The organism is Kitasatospora sp. NPDC001132 (assembly GCF_053598415.1).
The window spans coordinates 42250-62413 of sequence record NZ_JBSFKF010000004.1 but is presented as its reverse complement, the minus strand read 5'-3'; the positions used below and the strand labels follow the sequence as shown (position 1 = coordinate 62413).

Genomic DNA, 20164 nt, shown 5'->3' with positions numbered 1-20164 from the left:
GTGATCGCCGATGTCGTCGGTCCTGCCCGCCGCCCCGCAAGGACGGCCGGTGCTTGGACGGGAGGCCCGCCGCAGGCAGGCCGTTCCCGCGTCCGACGACGCCCAAGGCGCTCTCCGCTACCGAGGACGTAGCTCTCTCCCATCCCAGGCCCCCACCGGTGCGGGACGCACCGCCGGGAGCCGGAGATGTACGTCCTAGAAGGAGGACTCGCATGTCCCAGACCTACGGCAAGACCCGCTGGAAGCGCTTCGCACTGGTGATGGTCCCGAGCGTCGCGGCCACCGCGATGGTCGGCATGTCGATCGCCAACAACGCGCTGGCGGCTTCGTTCAGCGTGTCCGGCCAGAGCTTCAAGGTCACCACGCCGGAGCTGCACGGCAAGAACTTCGCCCAGTTCGGCTCGATCGACGCGGAGCAGAACGGCACCCCGCACCCGGTCGCCGTCTCGGCCTTCGACGAGGCCACCATCAAGGGCCTGTGCCAGTCCGTGGTGACCGACCCCAACGTCATCCCCGGCCTGCCGTGGAAGCTGCCCAAGATCATCCTGCGCCTGGAGGCGGGCAACAGCGACGACGTCAAGAAGCAGGTCTACGCCAAGAACCTGCTGATCGACCTCGACCAGCTGAACGCGGACGCCGAGTTCAGCAACATCAACATCGGCCAGGACGCCTCGACCCTCAAGGGCGAGGCCACCCAGGGCTGGAAGTCCAAGCTCGGCGGCCTGCCCACCGGCGCGACCGGCTTCGCCCAGGCCGCCGAGAAGGCCGACCTGTACAACGTGCAGCAGACCGCCTGGGCCACCTCGGCCGGCACCTTCCGGCTCTCCGGCCTGAAGCTCGCGCTGCACACCGACGGTACCGGCGAGTGCTACTAGGCCGTTGACGGCGGGCGGACCGAACCCGGCCCGCCCGCCGTGACGGCACCTGCGGGACCGGGGGCGGCGCGTACGCCGTCCCCGGATCCCGCGTCTCGTCCATCCCTCGTTCACACCATCGAGGAGCTGCACCGTGTCCAGCGCCCTTGCCTCCTACCGGCCCGCCGAGCACGAGAACCCCGCCCAGTGGCTGCGCCGGGTGTTCCGTACGTTCCGCCGGACGCGGCCGTACTACGGCGGTCTGCTGGCCATGATCGCCGGCGTCCCGATCATGTACTTCCCTTACGCCCACCTCTCGTTGGGCGGCATGACGGTGGCCATGGCCACCACGGGGGGCGCCGGGGCGCTGATCATCGGCGTGCTGCTGATCGTGCTCGGGCTGACGGCCTGGTTCCAGCCGGCCGTGCGGGTCTTCGCCGGCATCGCCACCACCCTGCTGACGCTGGTCTCGATCCCGGTCTCCAACCTGGCGGGCTTCGGGCTGGCCCTGCTGCCGGGCCTGATCGGCGGCGGGCTGATGGTCTCCTGGGCGCCGCTGCCCGAGACGGCGCAGGCGGAGGCCGCCAGGGGCCGGCGCCGACGCCGCGGCAAGGGCGGCGCCGAGGACGCGGCGGCCGACAACACCGTGGCACAGAGCGTCGCTGCCGAGAGCGCCACCGAGGACGCCGCCGGGCCCGCCGTCGAGGCGCCCACCGCCGAGCTGCCCGCCCAGGCCGCGCCGCGGCAGGCCGGCACCGTGGACCAGGAGGAGGCACGGTGACCGGGCCGGCCGAGCAAGCCGACGGTACGACCGTTCCCGCGCAGCGCTCCGGCCGGCACGCGGCCCCGCGCACGCCCGTACGGGCCCGGCTGAGAGGCCGGGCGCTGGCCATGGCGGCGGTGCCGACCGCACTGCTGATGGCCGCCGCCTACACGCCCAACCCGGCGGTCGCCGAGTCCGCCGCGGGCAAGCCCTGCGGCACCGCTCCGGCCGCGGTGCCGGACGTGGCGCCGGTCGAGACGCCGGTGCCCAAGAGCGAGCTGCCCGAGCCGCCGCCCGGCCCGTCCGGCGCGTCGGGTTCGGCCCCGGCCACCGCGCCCCCGGCCGGCCCGTCGACCGACCCGGGCTCGGTGCCGGGCCAGGTGCCGAGCGCCGCGCCGACCGGGCAGCCCACCTCGCCGGTCAAGCCGTCGGCCACCGGCACGCCCGCCCAGCAGTCCGCCGTCCGTTCCGCCGCCACCGGTGGCGCGGACGTGTCGAGCGCGGTCCTGCAGGGCAGTGGCACCGGAACCGGCAGCGGCACCGGAACGGCGGCCCAGGCCGGGCTGATCGACGACCTCGTCGGCGGCGTCAGCCGGCTGCTCAACCCGAACGGTTCGCCGAGCCAGAGCCCGATCGGCGCCCCCACCACCACCCCGGCGGCGCCCGGCAGCCCGGCCGCTCCGACCACCCCGGCCGCCCCCGCCACCCCGGCCCCGGGCACGGGCGCTCCGACCCAGGCCACCCAGCCGCGGGCCAAGGCCGCCGCCCCGCAGGCCGCGCCGTCCATGGCCCCGCCCACCGCCGACGAGCCCTCGCCCGCCGCCACGCCGAGCGGCGGGGCGAGCGGCAAGCCGGCGCCCTCCGGGAAGCCGTCCGCGGACGCCTCGGCGACGCCCTCCGAGGGCGCCTCCGGCACCCCGTCCGCCACGCCGACCGAGGACCCGGACTGCGATGTGGACACCCGGGGTCTGACCGCCGCCGCGGCCGCCCCCGGACACGTCGTCCCGGAGCAGAACTGGACGCTGAAGACCAGCCGGCTCGCCCTGCACGGCGCGGCCTTCCACGGCGTCTACGACGTGCGGACCCCGACCGGCACCAAGCGCGTCCTGAAGTTCGTGGTCGACAGCGTGGACATCGACAACCTCGACATGTCCACCCTGGAGGGCAACGGCGTGACCTTCCACGTCCAGGGCGCGCCGGGTTCCACCTCGACCATGCGCAACGGCCCGGTCACCATGTACGTGGAGCGGCTGTCCGGCCACCTCTCCAAGGTGCTCGGCATCCCGGTGTTCGACCTGGGCGAGATCACCCTCACCCCGGACACCCTGCCGCGCTGGCTGTACGACCTGATCGGCGCCATCCCGATCCCGCTGGAGCTGGAGCTGACCGGCGTCACCGCCAAGCAGGCCGGCCAGTTCGGCGGCACCCTGCGCATCCCCGGGATGCGCCTGTTCAACGACGACGCCCCGTACAGCGACAAGTAGTCCGGGCGGCAGTGAGTACCCGGCGCCACAAGGCCCGTGGGGCGGCCCTCCGGGAAGGAGGACCGCCCCACGGGCGTTCGGGCAGTACGGGTGCTCACTCGCTCCGGGTGCCCAGGTGGTGCACCTGCACCATGTTGGTGGTGCCGGGAACGCCGACCGGGACACCGGCGGTGACGATGACGGTCTCGCCCTCGCCGAGCCGGCCCATCTTCAGCAGCTCCCGGTCGACCTGCGCGACCATCGCGTCGGTGGTGGCCACCTGCTCCGTGACGTACGCCTCGACGCCCCAGCTCAGCGAGAGCTGGTTGCGGGTGGCGGAGTCCGGGGTGAAGGCGATCACCGGGATCGGCGAACGGTAGCGGGACAGCCGGCGGGCGGTGTCACCGGACTTGGTGAAGGCGACCAGCGCCTTGCCGTCCAGGAAGTCGCCCAGCTCGCACGCGGCGCGGGCGACGGAGCCGCCCTGGGTGCGCGGCTTGCGGCCCGGGTTGAGCGGCTGGAGGCCCTGGGAGAGCAGCTCCTCCTCGGCCTTCTCGCAGATCCGGCTCATGGTGCGGACGGTCTCGACCGGGTACTTGCCGACGCTGGACTCGGCGGACAGCATGACCGCGTCGGCGCCGTCCAGGATGGCGTTGGCGACGTCGGAGACCTCGGCGCGGGTCGGGCGCGAGGCGTGGATCATCGACTCCATCATCTGGGTGGCGACGATGACCGGCTTGGCGTTGCGGCGGGCCAGGGTGACCAGCTGCTTCTGGACCAGCGGCACCCGCTCGAGCGGGTACTCGACGGCCAGGTCGCCGCGGGCGACCATGATGGCGTCGAAGGCGAGGACGATCTCCTCCATGGCCTCGACGGCCTGCGGCTTCTCGATCTTGGCGATGACCGGCACCCGGATGCCGACCTCGTCCATGACCTCGTGGACGTCCTTGATGTCGTCCGCGTTGCGGACGAAGGACAGGGCGATCATGTCGACGCCCAGGCGCAGCGCGAAGCGCAGGTCGTCCTTGTCCTTCTCGGACAGGGCGGGCACGTTCACGGCCGCGCCGGGCAGGTTGATGCCCTTGTTGTTCGAGAGCACGCCGCCCTCGACCACCACGGTCTTCACCCGCGGGCCGTCGACGCTGACGACCTCCAGGGCGATGACGCCGTCGTTGATCAGGATCGGGTCGCCGGGCTTCACGTCGCCGGGCAGGCCCTTGTAGGTGGTGCCGCAGATGTACTGGTCACCGGGGACGTCCTCGGTGGTGATGGTGAACTCGTCGCCGTTGTCGACGGTCACCGGGCCGTTGGCGAAGGTCGCCAGACGGATCTTCGGACCCTGGAGGTCGGCCAGGACGCCGATGGCCTTGCCGGTGTCCTCCGAGACCTGGCGGACCTTGCGGTACCGCTCCTCGTGGTCCGCGTGGTTGCCGTGGCTCATGTTGAGTCGGGCGACGTTCATGCCCGCCTCGACGATGGCCTTCAGCTGTTCGTAGGAGTCCGTCGCCGGACCCAGGGTGCAGACAATTTTCGCTCGGCGCATATGGATCAGTCTATCCGTTCGTGTTATACGTGCATTCGGCATGCACCGGGAGGAATCGCCGACGAAATGTTCCGAGGAGTGGGACGGATCCGTATCAGTCCTCGGACACCCGGCGTTCCCGGTGCACCAGCGCGAAGGCCTGTCGGGCGATCTCCAGCTCCTCGTCGGTGGGCACCACGGCGACCGCCACCCGGGCGTACTCGGGGGAGATGATCCGGGCCTCGCCGGACCGCACCGAGTTCAGCTCAGGGTCGACGGCGATGCCCAGTTCCTCCAGCCCCGCGGTGGCCGCCGCGCGCACCGGCGCGGCGTTCTCCCCGACACCGGCGGTGAACGCGATCGCGTCCACCCGGCCGAGCACCGCGTAGTAGCCGCCGATGTACTTGCGCAGCCGGTGGACGTACGAGTCGAACGCCAGCTTGGCGTCCTCGTCCCCCTCGTCGGCCCGGCGCATGATCTCGCGCATGTCGTTCTCGCCGCACAGCCCGCGCAGGCCGCTGCGGCGGTTGAGCAGGTCGTCGATCTCGTCCACGGACAGCCCGCCGACCCGGTGAAGGTGGAACACCACGCCGGCGTCGATGTCGCCCGAGCGGGTGCCCATGACCAGGCCCTCCAGCGGGGTCAGGCCCATCGAGGTGTCCACGCAGTGGCCGCCGCTGACCGCCGAGGCGGAGGCGCCGTTGCCCAGGTGCAGCACGATCACGTTGACCTCGGCCGGGTCCCTGCCGAGCAGCCGGGCGGTGGCCCGCGAGACGTACTGGTGCGAGGTGCCGTGGAAGCCGTAGCGGCGCACCCGGTGCTGGTCGGCGACGGCCCTGTCGATCGCGTACCGGGCCGAGTACTCGGGCATCGAGGCGTGGAAGGCGGTGTCGAAGACGGCCACCTGGGGGAGGTCGGGGCGCAGCGCGCGGGCCACCTCGATGCCGGTGATGTTGGCCGGGTTGTGCAGCGGGGCGACCGGGATCAGCCGGCGGATCTCCTTGAGTACGTCGTCGGTGATCACGGTCGGTTCGGTGAACCGCAGGCCGCCGTGGACGACCCGGTGGCCGATCGCGGCCAGCTCGGGGGAGTCCAGCCCGAGGCCGTCGGCGGACAGCTCCTCGGCGACGGCCTTGAGCGCGGCGGAGTGGTCCGGGAAGACCTGGACGCGCTCGCGCGCCTCGCCGCCGCGCGGGGTGTGCACCAGCCGCCCGCCGGCCTCGCCGATCCGCTCGACCAGGCCGGAGGCCGGCTTGGCCCCGTCCAGCATGTCGATCAGCTGGTACTTCACCGACGAGGAGCCGGCGTTCAGCACGAGAACGCGGGTACCCTCGCTCATGCGCCCACCTCGCCGCGCCCGGCAGTCGCTTCGCGAGACACGCACCTTCTGATCGTTAGCTCGTTTCGCTCGCTCATGCCTGGGGCTCCTTGTGGTCCTGCGACTGGATCGCGGTGATCGCGACGGTGTTGACGATGTCCTGCACCAGCGCCCCGCGGGAGAGGTCGTTGACGGGCTTGCGCAGCCCCTGGAGCACCGGGCCGACCGCGACGGCGCCGGCCGAGCGCTGGACCGCCTTGTAGGTGTTGTTGCCGGTGTTGAGGTCCGGGAAGATCAGCACGGTGGCCCGCCCGGCGACCGCGGAGCCCGGCAGCTTGGTGGCCGCGACGTGGGCGTCCACCGCCGCGTCGTACTGGATCGGGCCCTCGACCAGGATGTCCGGCCGCAGTTCGCGGACCAGCTCGGTGGCCTTGCGGACCTTGTCGACGTCGGCGCCGGAGCCGGAGGTGCCGGTCGAGTACGAGAGCATCGCGACCCGCGGCTCCACCCCGAACTGGGCGGCGGTGGCGGCGGACTGGATGGCGATGTCGGCCAGTTGCCGGGCGTCCGGGTCGGGGTTGACGGCGCAGTCGCCGTACACCAGCACCTTGTCGGCCAGGCACATGAAGAAGACCGAGGAGACGATCGAGGCGCCCGGCGAGGTCTTGATCACCTCGAAGGCGGGCCGGATGGTCGCGGCGGTGGAGTGCACCGCGCCGGAGACCATGCCGTCCGCGATGCCCTCCTGGACCATCAGGGTGCCGAAGTACGAGACGTCGGTGACCACGTCCAGGGCCAGTTCGACGGTCATCCCCTTGTGGGCGCGCAGCTTCGCGTACAGCTCGGCGAACTGGCGGCGCAGCGGGCTGGTGGCCGGGTCGACGATCCGCACCTGCGCGCGGTCGGCGGTCGGCGGCTCGGTCGGGAGGTCGATGCTCAGGCTCGCGGCCTTGCGGCGGACGGCGTCCACCTCGCCGAGGAGGGTGAGGTCGCAGATGTTGCGGCGCAGCAGGATCTCGGCGGCGCGCAGCACCCGCTCCTCGGTGCCCTCCGGCAGCACGACGTGCCGGCGGGCGCCCCGGGCGCGCTCCAGCAGCTCGTGCTCGAACATCATCGGGGTGACCCGCTCGGACCGGCCGACCTCGATCAGGTTGGTCAACTCGGCGGTGTCGACGTGCAGTTCGAACAGGCCGAGGGCGATCTCGGCCTTCCGGGGGCTGGCTGAGGTGAGCTTGCCCTCCAGGTGGGTCAGGTGGGCGGCGGTGGGCCAGCTGCGCTCGGGGACGACCGCGACCGGGGTGCCGGGGGCGAGCCGGGCGGCCAGCGCCATCACGTTGGGGCCGGGGTGCTGGCCGAGCGTCAGCAGCACGCCGGCGATCGGCGGGGCGCCGGCGGCGTGCGCGGCCAGCGAGCCGATCACCAGGTCGGCGCGGTCCCCGGGGGTGACGACGAGGGCGCCCTCGGTCAGCGCGTCCAGGAAGGTGGGCAGCATGGCGCCGCCGAAGACGTAGCCGCGCACGTCCCGGGCGAGGCCGGCGGCGTCCCCGATCAGCACCTCGGCGCCGGTCGCCTCGACCAGCTGCGCGACGGTGGGCGCGGCGAGGGCCGGTTCCTCCGGGATGACGTAGGCGGGGATCGGCAGCTTCTCGGTGAGGGTGCGCTGGATGCGCTGCTTGGCGCCGGAGGCGACCCGGTTGGCGACCATCGCCAGGGTCTGGCAGCCGAGGTCGGTGTACGCCCGGTGGGCGTTGCGCACCTCGGCGATCACCGTCTCGGCGTCCGCGCCGTGCCCGCCGACCACGGGCAGCACGGCGGCGCCGAACTCGTTGGCCAGGCGGGCGTTGAAGGCCAGTTCGTCCGGGATGCCGGTGTCGGCGAAGTCGGTGCCGAGCACCAGCACCGCCTGGCAGCGCCGCTCCAGCGCGTGGAAGCGGTCGACCAGGACGGAGACCAGCTCGTCCTGCCCCAGGGCGGCCCGGAGTGCGGCGGCCTCCTCGTAGGTGAGGCCGTACAGCTCGGTGCTCGGCAGGTCGAGCCGGTAGCGGCCGCGCAGCAGCTCGACCACGTGGTCCGTGCCCGGTTTCCCGGGCGCGGCGGCGTGCACCAGCGGACGGAACACCCCGACCCGGTCCACCTGGCGGGTGAGCAGTTCCATGACCCCGAGTTCGACCGCCTGCCGGCCGTCCCCTCGGTCGATGCCGGTCACGTACACGCTGCGCGCCACGTGGGTGTCTCCGTCCCGTCGTCTCGGAAAGTGGTCATATCGACCATACCTTCGCACCCCGAACGGCCGTCCGCGAGCAGAACGGCGGGGTTCGGGCAAGGGACGGAGGTCCCGCCCGGGGGCCCGCCGGGAAGGGCGGACACCCGGGGTGTTCGGCGGGGTGCGCGCTCAGCGGACGGGGCGGAACCAGACGGTGGCGAGCGGCGGGAGGACCAGTTCGGCGGACCGGGGCTGGCCGTCCCACTCCACCGGCTCGGCCTTGACCGGATGGGAGTTGCCGACGCCGCTGCCGCCGTACTCCTCGGCGTCGGTGTTCAGCACCTCCTCCCACAGCTGCTCGCGGCCCGCCAGTCGGGGCAGGCCGACCCGGTGGCCGTGCCGGACGACCGGCGAGAAGTTGCAGACCGCGACCAGCGGCGAGCCGTCGGTCGCGTACCGGACGAAGGAGAGCAGGTTGTCCTCGGCGGCGCCGCCGTCGAGCCAGCGGAAGCCGTCCGGGACGCTGTCCAGCTCCCACAGCGCCGGGGTGTCGAGGTAGCACCGGTTGAGGTCGCGGACCAGCCGGCGCACCCCGAGGTGGTCCCCGTGGGCCGGCCACTGCTCGTCGAGCACCCACCACTGCGGGCCCTGCTCGTGGTCCCACTCCGCGCCCTGGGCGAACTCCTGTCCCATGAACAGCAGTTGCTTGCCCGGGTGGGACCACATGAAGCCGAGGTAGGCGCGGTGGTTGGCGCGCTGCTGCCACCAGTCGCCCGGCATCTTGGAGACCAGTGCCTGCTTGCCGTGCACCACCTCGTCGTGCGAGATCGGCAGCACGTAGTTCTCGGAGTAGGCGTACACCATCGAGAAGGTGATCTCGTTGTGGTGGTACTTGCGGTGCACCGGCTCCTTGGACATGTAGACCAGCGAGTCGTGCATCCAGCCCATGTTCCACTTCAGCCCGAAGCCGAGGCCGCCGGCGTCGGTGGGGCGGGTGACCCCGTCCCAGGCGGTGGACTCCTCGGCGATGGTGATCACGCCCGGGCAGCGCCGGTAGACGGTGGCGTTCATCTCCTGGAGGAAGGCGGCCGCGTCCAGGTTCTCCCGGCCGCCGTACCGGTTGGGCGTCCAGTCGCCGCCCTCGCGGGAGTAGTCGAGGTAGAGCATCGAGGCGACGGCGTCCACCCGCAGGCCGTCGATGTGGAACTCCTCGCACCAGTACACCGCGTTGGCGACGAGGAAGTTGCGCACCTCCTTGCGGCCGTAGTCGAACTCCAGCGTCCCCCAGTCCGGGTGCTCGGCGCGCAGCGGGTCGGCCGGCTCGTACAGCGGCTCGCCGTCGAAGCGGGCGAGCGCGAAGTCGTCCTTGGGGAAGTGCGCGGGCACCCAGTCGACGATCACGCCGATGCCGTGCCGGTGCAGGGTGTCCACCAGGTACCGGAAGTCGTCAGGACTGCCGAGCCGGGCGGTGGGGGCGTAGTAGCCGGACACCTGGTAGCCCCAGGAGCCGCCGAAGGGGTGCTCCATCACCGGCATGAACTCCACGTGGGTGAAGTTCAACTCCTTGAGGTAGCCCGGCAGTTCCTCGGCGATGGCGCGGTAGTCGGTGAGCTCGGGCCGCCAGGACGGCAGGTGCAGCTCGTACACCGACATCGGCGCCCGGTGGTGCGCGGCGCGGGCCCGGCGGGCCATCCACTCGCCGTCCCGCCACACGTGGCCGGAGGAGGTGACCACCGAGGCGGTGCCGGGCGGGCACTGGGCGGACCGGGCCAGCGGGTCGGCCTTGTCCAGCACCCAGCCCTGCCGGGTGTGCACCTCGTACTTGTAGGTGGTGCCCTCGGCCAGGCCGGGGACGAACAGCTCCCAGATCCCGGACGAGCCGAGCGAGCGCATCGGGTGCCCGGTGCCGTCCCAGTGGTTGAAGTCGCCGATCAGCCGCACCCCGACGGCGTTCGGCGCCCAGACCGCGAAGGCGGTGCCCGGCACCCCGTCGACGGTGCGCACGTGCGAGCCGAGCGCCCGCCACAGCTGCTCGTGCCGGCCCTCGGAGATCAGGTGCAGGTCGAGTTCGCCGAGGGTGGGCGGGGTGCGGTAGCCGTCGTACTGGCGCAGCGGCTCGCCGCCGGGGTACGTCACCAGCAGGGTGTACTCGGGGAGGTCGCCGCCGGCCACCAGTCCGGTGAACAACCCGCCCTGCTGGTGGGTGAGTTCGGCCGGCCCCTGGGAGGTCTCGACGACCACCCGCTCGGCGAACGGGCGCAGCACCCGGATCGCCGTGCCGCCGTGCACCGGGTGCGCGCCGAGCAGGGCGTGCGGGTCGTGGTGCTGTCCGCCCACCAGCCGGTCGACCTCGGCCGGCGGCAGCGGCGCCTCGGGCAGCCGCAGCGCCCCGCTGGGGGCCGGACGCCCGGGTTCCAGGGGGTCCGCGGCTGCGGATGGGAGGGCTGCCGGGGGCTCCGCGCCGGTGCCGGCACTCCCCTCCTCCTCCTCGGCCGCCCGGTGCGCCCCGCGCCCGCGGCCGGCGCGCCCTTCGGCTGCCCGCCCTTCGGCTGGGAGCGGTCCGGCCAGGAAGGTGGCCGGTACGGGGCGGGTGGGGCGGCCGGTCGGGTCGATCGGCGTCACGGCGGGGTCCTCCTGCGACGGGGGTGGGCGAACTCCTGCGGGCGGAACAGGAAACGGTGGTCAGGAAGCGGTGGTCAGGAAGCGGGACTCGGAAAGCAGTGGTGAAGCGGTGATCGGAAGCGGCGGTCGGGAAGCGGGACTCAGACGGACGGGACTCAGACGGACAGGGCCAGCCGGCTGATCGCCGCCAGCGGGATCGGCAGCCAGCTCGGCCGGTGCCGGGCCTCGTACACCACCTCGTACACCGCCTTGTCGATCTCCAGCGCCCGCATCAGCTCCGGCGAGGCGGCCGGGTCGGCGCCCCCGCCGGCGGTGTAGCCGGCGCAGTAGGCGGTGCGGTTGCGCTGGGCCCAGGCGGCGGCGAGGTGGGCCAGTTCCGGGTCGACCGGGCCGCCGGCCAGCAGGTGGGCGGCCGCGTAGTCGAAGGAGCGCAGCATCGCGGCGACGTCGCGCAGGGCCGGCTGGGGCTCGCGGCGCTCGTTGACCGACTTGGCCGGCTCGCCCTCGAAGTCCAGCAGCACCCAGCCGTGCGGGGTGCGCATCGCCTGGCCGAGGTGCAGGTCGCCGTGGATGCGCTGGACCGGCAGGCCGTCCGGGTGGGCGTCGGCGAGCTGTTGGAAGGCGGTGCGCAGCGCGGCCCGGAAGCGCAGCAGCCCGGGGACGGCGGCGACGGCGCTGTCCAGCCGGTCGGCCATCGCGCCGGCCAGCCGCCCGGTCTGGGTGCGGTCGAGCCGGGCGACCGGCATCGAGCGGGCCAGCACCCGGTGCACCTCGGCGGTGGCCCGGCCGAGCCGGTGGGCCTCGATGGCGAAGTTGCCGGGGGAGCGGTCGCCCTTGAGCCGGCCGACCTGGTCGAGGGCCAGCTCCCAGCCGTCCTCGGCGTCCGGCAGGTAGCGCTGCAGCAGTCCGAGGGTGGCGGGCTCGGCGCGCTCCATCCGGCTCTCGAACCAGGCGGCGACCCGGGGGATGCGGGTGGAGCCGGCCCGGGAGAGCGCGAGCGAGAGTTCGAGGTCGGGGTTGGTGCCGGGGTGGATGCGGCGGAACAGCTTCAGGATGTACGAGGTGCCGTAGATGACCGAGCTGTTGGACTGCTCGGCGGTGGAGGCGCGGCCGGGTAGGTTGGTGGGCAGTCCGGAGCCGGGGGTGCGACGGAAGGACAGCGCGCCGAAGCGGTCGCCGGTGGCCAGGTGCTCCAGCAGCCGCCCGGTGAGCTCGGGGTCGTGCACCGCGTCGTAGAGGGTCGCGCCGTCGTACGGGCCCTGGGTGAGCCGGCCGAGCACGGCGCCGGGCCCGATGTCCCCGAGCCCGCCGGAGCGGATGCCGAGCAGCAGCTGGTAGATGTCGCCGTGCGGGGCGCCGGCCGTGGTGGCGTGCTCGACCCGCAGCAGCAGGTGCAGCAGGGCCGGGTCGCCGACCTGCAGCGGGGTGCCGACCACCGGGGTGAGGCCGGTGATCGGCCGCCCCTTGCCGGCGTACCAGCGCTGGGTGGGCAGCCACGCGGCGATCAGTGGCAGGGCCGCCTGGACGAGTTCGCTGACGCCCAGGGTGGTTCTCCGGGCCCCGGTGCCCCGGGGGCCCGCCGCGGTGGCGGGGGCGTCGCCCGGGAGGTGGGCTTGAGAACGGGAGGTTTCGGACATGGCTCCCTTTCCCCGGAAGCACGCGGACTGCCCGACGGGTCGTGGCCGGGTCCGTCAGTCTTCCGGATTGCGGCGGCGCGGCGGTCGCGGCACGCGAGCACGGCTCGGGTGTCACGCCTTCGTGTGGGTGGCCGTTGGGCTGTTCTCCGTACGCGGTGGTGCAGAGAACACCGGGGGCGCGGGGGTCAACTCGCGCCCCCGGAGGGTCTGGTGGTGCTGTCCATGCTGGTGTGCGGCGTGCGACGGATCGTTACTTCGACCGCCTGGTCCCGCTCAGGCGCGGGGGCTGCCTGAGCTGGAACCAGTAGAAGCCGTGCCCGGCCAGGGTGAGCAGGTAGGGCCACTCGCCGATCGACGGGAAGCGCACCCCGCCGATCAGCTCGACCGGGTACCGCCCGCCGTACTGCCGCAGGTCCAGCTCGGTCGGCTGCGCGAACCGCGAGAAGTTGTTCACGCACATGACCAGGTCCCCCTCGTACTCGCGCACGAACGCCAGCACGGCGGGGTTGCTGGAGGGCAGTTCGGCGTAGCTTCCGAGGCCGAACGCCGGGTTGAGCTTGCGGATCTCGATCATGCGACGCGTCCAGTGCAGCAGTGAGCTCGAACTGCTCTGCTGCGCCTCGACGTTGGTCACCTGGAAGCCGTACACCGGGTCCATGATGGGCGGCAGACTGAGCCTGCCCGGGTCGGCGGAGGAGAAACCCGCGTTGCGGTCCGGGGTCCACTGCATCGGGGTGCGCACGCCGTCCCGGTCGCCGAGCCAGATGTTGTCGCCCATGCCGATCTCGTCCCCGTAGTAGAGCACCGGGGAGCCGGGCAGGGAGAGCAGCAGGGCGGTGAACAGCTCGATCTGGTTGCGGTCGTTCTCCAGCAGCGGGGCGAGCCGGCGGCGGATGCCCACGTTGGCGCGCATCCGCGGGTCCTTGGCGTACTCCGCGTACATGTAGTCGCGCTCCTCGTCGGTGACCATCTCCAGGGTCAGCTCGTCGTGGTTGCGCAGGAAGATGCCCCACTGGCAGCCGCCGGGGATCTGCGGGGTCTTGGCGAGGATCTCCGAGACCGGGTAGCGGGACTCGCGGCGCACCGCCATGAAGATCCGCGGCATCACCGGGAAGTGGAACGCCATGTGGCACTCGTCGCCGCCCGAGCCGAAGTCGCCGAAGTAGTCGACGACGTCCTCCGGCCACTGGTTGGCCTCGGCCAGCAGCACGGTGTCCGGGTAGTTGGCGTCGATCTCCTTGCGGACCCGCTTGAGGAACTCGTGGGTCTCCGGCAGGTTCTCGCAGTTGGTGCCCTCGCGGGCGAACAGGTACGGCACCGCGTCCAGCCGGAAGCCGTCGATGCCGAGGTCGAGCCAGAACCGCAGCCCGGCGATCATCTCGTCCTGGACCCGGGGGTTGTCGTAGTTGAGGTCCGGCTGGTGCGAGAAGAACCGGTGCCAGTAGTACTGCTTGCGGACCGGGTCGTAGGTCCAGTTGGACGTCTCGGTGTCGACGAAGATGATCCGGGCGTCCGGGTACTGCTTGTCGTCGTCGGCCCACATGTAGAAGTCGCCGTACGGCCCGTCCGGGTCGGAGCGGGAGGCCTGGAACCACGGGTGCTGGTCGCTGGTGTGGTTCATGACGAAGTCGATGACGATGCGCATGCCGCGGGCGTGGGCGGCGTCGACGAACTCCATGAAGTCGGCGAGGTCGCCGAACTCCGGCAGCACCGAGGTGTAGTCGGAGACGTCGTAGCCGCCGTCGCGCAGCGGCGAGGCGAAGAACGGGGGGAGCCAGAGGCAGTCGATCCCGAGCCACTGGAGGTAGTCGAGCTTGGCCGTGAGCCCCTTGAGGTCCCCGACCCCGTCGCCGTTGCTGTCCTGGAAGGACCGCACCAGCACCTCGTAGAAGACCGCACGCTTGAACCACTCGGGGTCGAGCTTCTTCTTCGAGGTCTCGGGGAAGGTGTCGGGGACGGGCTCGTTCACTGTCACGCTGGGTTCCTCCGAACCGTGAGGAGGTGAGCCGGCTCGGCTGAGGGGTCGAGCCGGACGTAGTTGTGCCGGCCCCAGGTGTAGACGGCGCCGGTGAGCTCGTCGTGCACCGCGTACGGGCCGTCGCCGTCCAACGTGACGGTGGCCTCCTGGACGTGGTGCGGGTCGAGGTTCACCACGGTGATGACCTGGTCGGTGAACCCCTCGGGGGTGGTCGCGGTCTTGGAGTAGGCGAGCACCTGGTCGTTGTCGGTGGGGTGGAAGCGCAGGTCGCGCAGCTGCTGGAGGGCGGGGTGGCGGCGGCGCAGCCGGTTCAGCACCGTCAGCAGCGGGGCCAGGGTGTCGGTGTGGCTCCAGTCGCGCGGGCGCAGTTCGTACTTCTCCGAGTGCAGGTACTCCTCGGAGCCCGGGTGGGCCGGCTCGTTCTCGTACAGCTCGTAGCCGGCGTAGACGCCGTAGCTGGGGGAGAGGGTGGCGGCGAGCACCGCGCGGACCGCGAAGGCGGCCCGGCCGCCGTGCTGGAGGTACGCGTGGAGGATGTCCGGGGTGTTGACGAAGAAGTTGGGCCGCATGTGGGCGGCGGCGTCACCGGTGAGCTCGGTGAGGTACGCGGTGAGTTCCGGTTTGGTGGTGCGCCAGGTGAAGTACGTGTACGACTGGTGGAATCCGATCTTCGCCAGGGTGTGCATCATCGCCGGGCGGGTGAAGGCCTCGGCCAGGAACACGACGTCCGGGTCGGTCCGGGCGACGTCGGCGAGCACCCTCTCCCAGAACACCACGGGTTTGGTGTGGGGGTTGTCGACCCGGAAGATCCGCACGCCGTGGGACATCCAGAACCGGAGGATCCGGATTGTTTCCTTGACGATTCCGTCCATGTCCTGGTCGAAGTTGATCGGATAGATGTCCTGGTACTTCTTCGGCGGATTCTCGGCGTACGCGATGGTGCCGTCCGTGCGGTGGCTGAACCATTCCGGATGCTTGTTCACCCAGGGGTGGTCGGGGGAGCACTGGAGGGCGAAGTCCAGCGCCACTTCCAGGTGCAGCGCCTGCGCCTCGGCGACGAAGTGGTCGAAGTCCTCGATGGTGCCGAGGTCCGGGTGGACGGCGTCGTGGCCGCCCTCGGGGGAGCCGATCGCCCAGGGCGAGCCGACGTCGTGCGGACCGGCCGTCAGGGTGTTGTCCGGGCCCTTGCGGAAGGCTCGGCCGATCGGGTGGACCGGCGGCAGGTAGACCACGTCGAAGCCCATCGCGGCGATGGCCGGCAGCCGCTCGGCGGCGCTGCGCAGGGTGCCGGAACACGGCGGCTCGACCCCGGTCGGGTCGACCACGGCGCCCTCCGAACGGGGGAAGAACTCGTACCAGGAGCCGAACAGCGCGCGCTCGCGGTCGACCTGGAGCGGCAGCGGGCGGGAGGCGCTGAGCAGCTCGCGCAGCGGGTGGCGGGTCAGCGCGTCGAGCACCTCGGGCGCGAGCGCGGCGGCCAGCCGGGACAGCGGCGGCAGGGACGGGTCGCGCAGCGCGTCGGCGGCCGCGAGCACGTCGGCGCGGCCCTCCTTCTTGGGCACCCCGGCCGCGGCCTGCTCCAGCAGCCGGGCGCCCTCCTCCAGCACCAGCGCGGTGTCGATCCCGGCGGGCAGCTTCACCGAGGCGGTCCTGCGCCAGGTGGCGACCGGGTCGCTCCACGCCTCCACCAGGTACGACCAGCGGCCGGGCGCCGTCGGGGTGACGTACGCGCCCCAGCGGTCGGTGCCCTCGGCGAGTTCCCGCATCGGCGTCCACGGGCCGCTGCGGCCGCGCGGGTCGCGCAGCACCACGTTGGCGTTGACGGCGTCGTGGCCCTCGCGGAAGACGGTCGCGGTGACCAGGAAGGTCTCGCCGACGACGGCCTTGGCCGGTCGGCGGCCGGAGTCGACGAGGGGACTGACGTCCAGGACGGGGATGCGGCCGATCACGGTGTCGCTCTCTGTCGTCTTGCGGGCGGCGGGCTTGCGAGCGGGGGACTTGCGAGCGGGCGCCCTGGTGGCCGGGGGCTGCACGGCGGCGGACTCGACGCCGGGCTTCGCGGTGCCGGCCTTCGGGGCGGTGGCGGTGGTGCGGCGCGTGGTGGTGGTGCGCCTGCGGGGTGCCGCCGTCCGGTCCTCCTCGACCCCGGGGTGTCGAGTCGCTGGGGAGGCTTCGGATTCGGAGGATCCGCCAGGGACCGCTCCGGACGTCCTCGGCGCCGGCATCGCCGTATCTGTCCGAGTGTCAGAATCCATCCGTCCGGCGGATTCCGCGACCGCTGCGTCGAGGCCTTCGGCCACCGGTGTGGACTGGTCCCGCGTGTCGCCGTGCATGCCAAGCTCCTGCCCGAGATCGGCGGCAGCTCCCCGCGGGCCGGGGTCGGGCCGGGGGAGTACCGGAGGACTGCTGGGTGGGGAGGACGTGCGACCGGAAGCCTGCCCGCGCCGCTGTTCCCGGCAACCTGCCCGACGCCCGCCGAGCCGGCGGCGGGGCGCCCCGGAGCCCGTGCGCGTCCCGGCGCACGCCTGCGCGGGGCGCGTCCCCGGCCGACCCGGTCCACCCGTGAACGAGCGGGCCGGGCGTGAGGACACGCGTCCGTGCGCGGTGAGCGCCGAATGGGCTAAGAAGGGCGGGAACGGTCAACGCGAAAAGGATTCGGACGTGCTGCTTCGCGGGGGACGCCACCCGTCGTCGTACTCCCCACAGCATCAACGGCCTTCGGTCATCCTCGCACCGGTGACAAGGTTTTTGCAGCGGTACGACAGTAGTTTCGGGCCTTCTCCCGGCCGGATGAGTGGTCGGAAATGGAACCGTACCGAAGAGTTCACGTATTGGTAGCGCGGGCCCCCGAAATGTGCGCCTCGCGCGCCCCCCGTGCAGACCAATGCGCCGAATGCGATCTCATCAATAGCCCGAACGGATGCCCAATAGCCCACTTGACGCACTGTCGGGCCGACCGCCGAGGCTACGCTTCACGCCGTGAAGGCAATCCGCAGATTCACCGTCCGCACCGTCCTGCCCGAACAACTCCAGCCGTTGCACGAGCTGGCCCTCAACCTGCGCTGGTCCTGGCACCCCGAGACCAGGGACCTCTTCCGGTCCGTGGACCCGGAGGTCTGGGCCGCGACCGGCGAGGACCCGGTACGGCTGCTCGGGGAGGTCCCGGCCGCCCGGCTGGCCGCGCTCGCCACCGACCGGCGCTTCCTGCGCAGACTCGGCGACCTCGCCGACGACCTGCGCGAGTACCTCACCGGCCCCCGCTGGTACCAGAACCGGCAGCACTCCGAGGCCGCCCCGCTGCCCGCCGCGATCGCCTACTTCTCGCCCGAGTACGGCATCGCCGCCGCGCTGCCCCAGTACTCCGGCGGGCTCGGCATCCTGGCCGGCGACCACCTCAAGGCCGCCAGCGACCTCGGCGTGCCGGTCGTCGGCGTCGGCCTGTTCTACCGGCACGGCTACTTCCGCCAGTCCCTCAGCCGGGACGGCTGGCAGCAGGAGCGCTATCCGCTGCTCGATCCGGACGAACTCGCGGTCAGCCTGCTACGCGAGGCCGACGGCACCCCGAGCCGGGTCGACCTCGCCCTGCCCGGCGGCCGCACCCTGGCGGCCCACATCTGGAAGGCCCAGGTCGGGCGGGTCCCGCTGCTGCTGCTCGACTCCGACATCGAGGCCAACTCGTCGGCCGAGCGGGAGATCACCGACCGGCTGTACGGCGGCGGCAGCGAGCACCGGCTGCTCCAGGAGATGCTGCTCGGCATCGGCGGCGTCCGGGCGGTGCGCGCCTACTGCCGGCTCACCGGCCACCCCGCCCCCGACGTCTTCCACACCAACGAGGGCCACGCCGGCTTCCTCGGCGTGGAACGCATCCGCGAACTGATCGCCGACGACCGCACCGGCCTCGACTTCGCCGCCGCCCTGGAGGCCGTCCGGGCCGGCACCCTCTTCACCACCCACACGCCCGTCCCGGCCGGCATCGACCGCTTCGACCGCGAGCTGGTCGCCCGCCACTTCGGCGGCGACGCCGCGCTCCCGGGCGTGCCGGTCGACCAGGTGCTCGCGCTCGGCGCGGAGAGCTGGTCCGACGGGGACCCGAAGCTCTTCAACATGGCCGCCATGGGCCTGCGGCTGGCCCAGCGCGCCAACGGGGTCTCCACCCTGCACGGCGAGGTCAGCCGCTCGATGTTCAACGGCCTGTGGCCCGGCTTCGACCCCGCCGAGGTGCCGATCACCTCGGTCACCAACGGCGTGCACGCCGCCACCTGGATCGACCCGGCGGTGGTGCGGCTCGGCGCCGCCGAGATCGGCGCCGAGCGCGCCGAGGAGGCGATGACCACCGGCGAGACCAAGCGCTGGACCGGCCTGGAGAGGATCGGCAACACCGAGGTCTGGGAGCTGCGGCGCACCCTGCGGGCCCAGCTGGTGGAGGAGGCCCGTCGCCGGCTGCGCGCCTCCTGGCGCCGGCGCGGGGCCGGCGAGGCCGAGCTCGGCTGGGTCTCCTCGGTGCTCGACCCCGACGTGCTCACCATCGGCTTCGCCCGCCGGGTGCCCTCGTACAAGCGGCTCACCCTGATGCTGCGCGACCAGGAGCGGCTGCGGGCCCTGCTGCTGCACCCCACCCGGCCGGTGCAGATCGTGGTGGCCGGCAAGGCCCACCCGGCCGACGACGGCGGCAAGCGGCTGATCCAGCAGATGGTCGCCTTCGCCGACGACCCGGCGGTGCGGCACCGGATCGTCTTCCTGCCGGACTACGACATGGCGATGGCCCAGCGCCTCTACCCGGGCTGCGACGTCTGGCTGAACAACCCGCTGCGCCCGCTGGAGGCCTGCGGCACCTCCGGGATGAAGGCCGCGCTCAACGGCTGCCTCAACCTGTCCGTCCTGGACGGCTGGTGGGACGAGTGGTACGACGGCCGCAACGGCTGGGCGATCCCCACCGCCGACGAGAGCGGCGGGGCGCTCGACCCGGACAGCGGCGAGGCCGAGCGGCGCGACGACATCGAGGCGGCCGCGCTCTACGACCTGATCGAGAACCAGGTCGCCGCCCGCTTCTACGACCGGGACGCGGACGGGCTGCCGCAGCAGTGGATCTCCATGGTCCGGCACACCCTCGTCACCCTCGGGCCCAAGGTGCTGGCCGGCCGGATGGTCCGGGAGTACGTCGAACGGCTGTACGCGCCGGCGGCGCAGGCCCAGCGGGAGCTGGCGGGGCAGCAGGCGGGCGGCCGGTTCACGGGCGCGCGCGAGCTGGCGGCCTGGAAGGCGAAGGTCCGGGAGGCGTGGCCGGCCGTCCGGGTCGAGCACGTGGAGGCGGACTGCCCGGCCGAGGCGCAGGAGCTGGGCAGCTCGCTGGCGCTGCGGGTGCAGGTCGCGCTCGGGACGCTGGAGCCGGGCGACGTCGAGGTGCAGGCGGTCTCCGGTCGGGTGGACGAGCGGGACCGGATCTCGGAGGCCTGCCTGCTCGCCCTCAAGCCGGTCGGCGGGCCCGACCTGGACGGTCGCACCCGCTACGAGGGCTCGCTGGAGCTGTGTCGGACGGGCCCGTTCGGCTACACCGTCCGGGTGCTGCCCGCGCATCCGCGGCTGGCCTCGCCGGCCGAGCTGGGGCTGGTCGCCCTGCCGGCCGAGTCGGCCGGGATGGACGCCGGGCTGCTGCGCTGAGCCCGGGGCCGTCCCCCGGACGGCCGCCCTCCACCCGCCCGTCCGCGCGGGCGGAGGGCGGCCGTCCGGTCGTGAACCGCGCGGACGGTCGCGCCCGTACTCCTGTTCGGCAAGTGGGGTGGCCCGGCCGGGTGCGTGACGGCGCA

Annotated in this window: 11 protein-coding genes; 4 read left to right on the top strand and 7 right to left on the bottom strand. The window is 72.6% G+C overall.

Annotated elements, in window-relative coordinates; all coding sequences use genetic code 11:
* The first annotated feature begins 212 nt into the window (after positions 1-212).
* The 3 genes from ACWDBE_RS07145 to ACWDBE_RS07135 all read left to right on the top strand — a co-directional run bounded on the left by ACWDBE_RS07145 (position 213) and on the right by ACWDBE_RS07135 (position 3101).
* Complete coding sequence (locus tag ACWDBE_RS07145) at positions 213-875, top strand: DUF6230 family protein (protein WP_402401122.1); 663 nt, start codon at positions 213-215, stop codon at positions 873-875.
* 133 nt (positions 876-1008) lie between these two features.
* Positions 1009-1635 (top strand): DUF6114 domain-containing protein, encoded by a 627-nt coding sequence (locus tag ACWDBE_RS07140; protein ID WP_449791720.1) that lies wholly within the window; start codon positions 1009-1011, stop codon positions 1633-1635.
* A complete protein-coding gene (locus tag ACWDBE_RS07135; protein ID WP_449807438.1) occupies positions 1632-3101 on the top strand; it encodes a hypothetical protein in 1470 nt (489 codons plus the stop codon). The genes ACWDBE_RS07140 and ACWDBE_RS07135 overlap by 4 nt, the downstream gene beginning before the upstream one ends.
* 94 nt (positions 3102-3195) lie before the next feature.
* On the opposite strand, the gene pyk is transcribed toward ACWDBE_RS07135, so the two are convergent.
* From pyk to ACWDBE_RS07100, 7 genes are all read right to left on the bottom strand, one after another.
* Positions 3196-4623: a pyruvate kinase gene (gene pyk, locus ACWDBE_RS07130; RefSeq protein ID WP_449791722.1), complete on the bottom strand. Its 1428-nt coding sequence runs from the start codon at positions 4621-4623 to the stop codon at positions 3196-3198.
* A gap of 94 nt (positions 4624-4717) precedes the next feature.
* Entirely contained in the window at positions 4718-5941 is a 1224-nt protein-coding gene (locus ACWDBE_RS07125; protein WP_449791723.1) for an acetate kinase, read from the bottom strand.
* Between the two features lie 73 nt (positions 5942-6014).
* Complete coding sequence (gene pta / locus ACWDBE_RS07120; RefSeq protein WP_449807437.1) at positions 6015-8144, bottom strand: phosphate acetyltransferase; 2130 nt, start codon at positions 8142-8144, stop codon at positions 6015-6017.
* A gap of 168 nt (positions 8145-8312) precedes the next feature.
* Positions 8313-10745 (bottom strand): 1,4-alpha-glucan branching enzyme, encoded by a 2433-nt coding sequence (gene glgB / locus ACWDBE_RS07115; RefSeq protein WP_449807436.1) that lies wholly within the window; start codon positions 10743-10745, stop codon positions 8313-8315.
* Between the two features lie 155 nt (positions 10746-10900).
* Positions 10901-12382, bottom strand: coding sequence for a maltokinase N-terminal cap-like domain-containing protein (locus tag ACWDBE_RS07110; RefSeq protein WP_449791726.1), 1482 nt, complete (start codon positions 12380-12382; stop codon positions 10901-10903).
* A gap of 250 nt (positions 12383-12632) precedes the next feature.
* Positions 12633-14357, bottom strand: coding sequence for a maltose alpha-D-glucosyltransferase (treS, locus tag ACWDBE_RS07105; RefSeq protein WP_449807435.1), 1725 nt, complete (start codon positions 14355-14357; stop codon positions 12633-12635).
* Positions 14354-16309, bottom strand: a complete 1956-nt coding sequence (locus tag ACWDBE_RS07100) for an alpha-1,4-glucan--maltose-1-phosphate maltosyltransferase (protein WP_449807551.1) — start codon at positions 16307-16309, stop codon at positions 14354-14356. Before ACWDBE_RS07100 ends, treS begins: the two co-directional genes overlap by 4 nt.
* A 1030-nt stretch (positions 16310-17339) precedes the next feature.
* Here ACWDBE_RS07100 and glgP point away from each other — a divergent pair.
* Positions 17340-20018: an alpha-glucan family phosphorylase gene (gene glgP / locus ACWDBE_RS07095; protein ID WP_449791728.1), complete on the top strand. Its 2679-nt coding sequence runs from the start codon at positions 17340-17342 to the stop codon at positions 20016-20018.
* Positions 20019-20164 lie beyond the last annotated feature (146 nt).

Coding starts and splice junctions, on each gene's coding strand:
- ACWDBE_RS07145 (WP_402401122.1), top strand. CDS start 213: ATGTCCCAGACCTACGGCAAGACCCGCTGGAAGCGCTTCGCACTGGTG.
- pyk (WP_449791722.1), bottom strand. CDS start 4,623: ATGCGCCGAGCGAAAATTGTCTGCACCCTGGGTCCGGCGACGGACTCC.
- ACWDBE_RS07125 (WP_449791723.1), bottom strand. CDS start 5,941: ATGAGCGAGGGTACCCGCGTTCTCGTGCTGAACGCCGGCTCCTCGTCG.
- ACWDBE_RS07110 (WP_449791726.1), bottom strand. CDS start 12,382: ATGTCCGAAACCTCCCGTTCTCAAGCCCACCTCCCGGGCGACGCCCCC.